A 2,329-nucleotide genomic window follows, 5' to 3' on the forward strand; every position below is an offset into this window, starting at 1 on the left:
CAAGCCGCTGCGCGGCATGCCGCCGTTCTCCGGGCCGCAAGGGCCGTTCGCCGGCATCGCGGCCGGGCCGAACGGCACGCTGTACGTGTCGGCCGACGGCGAGGGCAGTGTGCTTGCGCTTCGGCGGGAAGGCGATCGTCATGCCTGATACTCGACCGGCCGACCACCGTTATCTGCAGGTGGCGCGAACGCTGCGGAAAGAGATCGTGGACGGTGTATACCCGGTCGGATCGCAACTTCCCACCGAACATGAGCTGTCTCAGCGGTTTTCGGTCAGCCGCTACACAGTGAGGGAGGCGCTGCGACGGCTGCGTGACGACAACCTGGTGTCGTCACGACCGCGAACCGGCACGCTCGTGGTGCCTCGCGCTTCTGCCGACTCCTATGTGCAGGACGTCGTGTCGATCAACGACCTGCTGGCCTTCGCCACCGGCGCCCGTTTTGCGATCGAATCGGTGAAGATGGTGACCATCGACGAGGACCTGGCGGAGCGGACCGGGCTTGCCCGCGGCGAAGAATGGCTGAGCGTCCAAGGCTTTCGGCAGACCGACGGTGTGGAAACTCCACTGTGCCGCACGGAGTACTACATCAACCGGGCGTTCGCCGCGGTGGGCAGACTGCTGCAACGTCACACCGGGCCGATTTTCCCGTTGATCGAGGACCTGTTCGGGTTGAGCATCGTGGAGGTGCACCAGGAGATCGCCGCCGTGTCGATCGGACCGGAACTCGCGACGGCGCTCAAGGTGGAGGTGGGAACACCGGCGCTGGAAATTCATCGAAAATACACGACCTCCGATCGAGAGGTCGCCCAGGTGACGATCAACACCCATCCCGGATCGCGCTTTCGTCATGCGATGACGATGCGACGCGTGCGGGGTTAGGGTGAGCCGACGGCCAACGATGTTAGACGTGTGCGGAGATGAAAATCGCCTCGAGTGTGCGGTTTCGTACGCGACTCGCCGGCGCGGGCGTACAAAACCGCACACTCGACGAATAGATCTGAACGACCGCGGTGGGACGTGGCTAGACGGGTAATCGGCGGACGGTCGATTCGTTGGGACGACGAACGCGCAACCGACGCGTATTCGCGTGGCGTGTGGGTGCGTCACACACTGGCCGACGCGCTGCACGAGGCGGCGCAATATTCCCCGCAGCGGGTGCTGGTGGTCGACGGTGACGTGCGTCTGGATTGCCAGACGCTCTGCCAGCAGGCGACGACTTTGGCGCAGGCGTTGTCGGCTCGGATCCCGGTGGGCAGCGTGGTGTCGTTGATGCTGCCGAACTGGCATGAGGCCACCGTCATCTATCTGGCGGCGACGTTGGCGGGAATGGTGGTCAATCCCATTCTTCCGTCGCTGCGTGACCACGAGCTGCGTTTCATGCTCGAGGATGTCGGTGCCCACATGGTTTTCGTGCCAGCCCAGTTCGGTGGGTACGACTTCGCGTCAATGCTGACTCGGGTGAGTGCGCAGCTGGCGTCGCATCCGGAAGTCGTCGTCGTTCGCGGCGAGCCGGGCCGGCACACGCCGTTTACCTCGCTGCTCGACACACCGTCTCCCACAGCCGAGTTGCCGGTGCTGGACCCCGATGCGGTGAGAATGATCCTTTATACGTCAGGGACCTCTGGTCGCCCGAAAGGTGTTCTCCACAGCCATAACTCGATACATGCACTGATTTGCCAGATCCGAGACCACTGGTTGGTCGAGTGGGGCGACCGATTCCTGGTGCCGTCGCCGATCGCCCACATCGGCGGCTCCATTTACGCTTTCGAATGTCCGCTGCTTCTTGGCACGACGGCGGTGCTGATGGATCGCTGGAACGCCGACAACGCGGTGCGGCTGATCCAATCCGAGCGCTGCACGCACATCGCCGGCGCGACCCCATTTTTGAAGCAGATGCTCACCGCCGCGCAGCGCGCCGGCACTCGGCTACCTGACCTGAAGCTATTCATCTGCGGCGGAGCGTCGGTGTCGCCTTCCCTGATCCGCCAGGCTGCAGGCTATTTCGAGCGCGCTCTCGTTACCCGGGTTTACGGCTCGACGGAAGTACCGATCACGACGGTGGGGTCGCTGGGCGATGTCGACCACGCCGCCGACACCGACGGCCGCCCAGGTTTGGCCGGCGTCAAGCTCGTGGCCCACGAAGCCGCGCCCCTCGGCGGCGAAATCCTTGCCCGCGGACCGCAGATGCTGGTCGGGTACCTGCATTCCGAAGACGAGACGGATTCGTTCGACGCCGACGGCTACTACCGCACCGGTGATCTGGGCTGCTGGGTTGACAACGAGTACCTTGTCGTCACCGGCCGCGCCAAGGACGTCATCATCCGCAA

At 64.1% G+C, this 2,329-nt stretch carries 2 protein-coding genes; both read left to right on the forward strand.

Translation table 11 applies throughout. The features are described from left to right. The first annotated feature begins 140 nt into the window (after positions 1–140). Positions 141–881, forward strand: a complete 741-nt coding sequence (locus tag VFA16_RS13270) for a GntR family transcriptional regulator (protein WP_324968261.1) — start codon at positions 141–143, stop codon at positions 879–881. 138 nt (positions 882–1,019) lie between these two features. Continuing rightward, positions 1,020–2,329 (forward strand): AMP-binding protein (locus VFA16_RS13275; protein WP_324968262.1); only part of this gene is annotated, 1,310 nt, incomplete at its 3' end.

It is taken from the genome of Mycobacterium sp., from assembly GCF_035653355.1.
Classification (GTDB): domain Bacteria; phylum Actinomycetota; class Actinomycetes; order Mycobacteriales; family Mycobacteriaceae; genus Mycobacterium.

What these genes read in the sequence shown, in the direction of transcription:
- VFA16_RS13270 (WP_324968261.1), top strand. Translation starts at nt 141, where the DNA reads ATGCCTGATACTCGACCGGCCGACCACCGTTATCTGCAGGTGGCGCGA.